The following is a 1319-nucleotide window of genomic DNA, read 5'->3' on the forward strand; positions in this document are numbered from 1 at the left end:
TATACTAAGAGCATAAATCAGACAGGGAGGTGAAAATAATTCGAATAACAGCTACCATATCAAAGGAGTAAAAAAGATATGGGTAGAAACAAGAAGACTTACACAGATGAGTTTAAGCTTAAATGCATTAAAGAGCTTCTAGATGGAAAAGCATTTAGTGAAGTATGTTCTAGTAACAATGTAGCACCTAGTACACTTTCAGATTGGAAGAAGGCATTTCTTCTAAATGGATTAGGCAATAAAGAAGTAAAACGACTTCAAAAGCTACAAGAAGAAACAGAAGAAAAGCTTGCTGCCGCTAAGGCAATAATTGGTCAAAAAGAGTTAGAGATAGATCTATTAAAAAAAGAGCAGCGCTTCTAAAGAAGGATGATCTCTGGATGCTGGTTGATGAAACGAAAAGTAATATTTTATCAATCAGTGCCCAGTGCCAAATCTTGAAGCTCCCTAGAAGCGTGTATTATGAAAAGAGGAGCTATACTATCTCTGATGAAGAAAAAGAAAGAAAAGCAACACTTAAAGAAGAACATAATAAACATCTAGATAAAGTTCTTATTGAATGGACAAATTACTCTACTTATGGATATATAAAGATGTCCAAGCATTTACTACGTGAAGGTCATTCATGGGCTACAGAACATACTATTAGAATGATATACGAAGAATTAAGTTTAAAAGGCTTAACTCCTGTATTTAAGGCCACACGCCCTGCTAAAGGTAAATACACTAAATATCCATATCTGCTTCGTAATAGAAAGATAAGGTATGTTAATGAAGTTTGGGCTACTGACATCACCTATATCAAACTTGAGGATCGTATGGTTTATTTTACTGCAATTATTGATTTATACAGTAGAAAGATTTTATCTTGGAGATTATCTGAAACAATGAATGTAGAGTTTTGTCTTGATGCCCTAATGGAAGCAATAATAAAGTATGGTGTACCTGCTATATTTAACACAGATGCAGGCTCCCAGTATACCTCAAAAGAATTTACTTCTTTTCTTGAAAGCTATGGAATGCTTATTAGCATGGATGGTATTGGTAGATGTCTCGATAATGTAAGAATGGAACGCACATGGAGAACTTTAAAATACGAGTGGGTATTTTTAAGAGATTACCATGAATTTGATGAACTAGAGCAAAGTCTTAATGAATTTGTTTACTATTTTAATCATGAAAGGATTCATCAAAGCTTAGATTATCAAACACCAGATGAAGTATATAAACAGGGAACTTTCCCTAATATTAATATAGAAGAGGTAGCTTAAATATTCGGATAATTTTTAACTAATTGTCTTGACATGTCTCTTAGCATA

The 1319-nt window shown here is 33.1% G+C and carries 2 protein-coding genes; both read left to right on the forward strand.

Annotated elements, in window-relative coordinates; translation table 11 throughout:
* Positions 1 to 78: 78 nt before the first annotated feature.
* Positions 79 to 363 (forward strand): transposase, encoded by a 285-nt coding sequence (locus tag FYJ80_RS12010; RefSeq protein WP_154427070.1) that lies wholly within the window; start codon positions 79 to 81, stop codon positions 361 to 363.
* Between the two features lie 17 nt (positions 364 to 380).
* On the forward strand, positions 381 to 1271 hold the full coding sequence (locus FYJ80_RS11635; RefSeq protein WP_154427073.1) for an IS3 family transposase: 891 nt from the start codon (positions 381 to 383) through the stop codon (positions 1269 to 1271).
* Positions 1272 to 1319 lie beyond the last annotated feature (48 nt).

This window comes from Bullifex porci, assembly GCF_009695635.1.
In the GTDB taxonomy this organism is placed as follows: domain Bacteria; phylum Spirochaetota; class Spirochaetia; order Sphaerochaetales; family Sphaerochaetaceae; genus Bullifex; species Bullifex porci.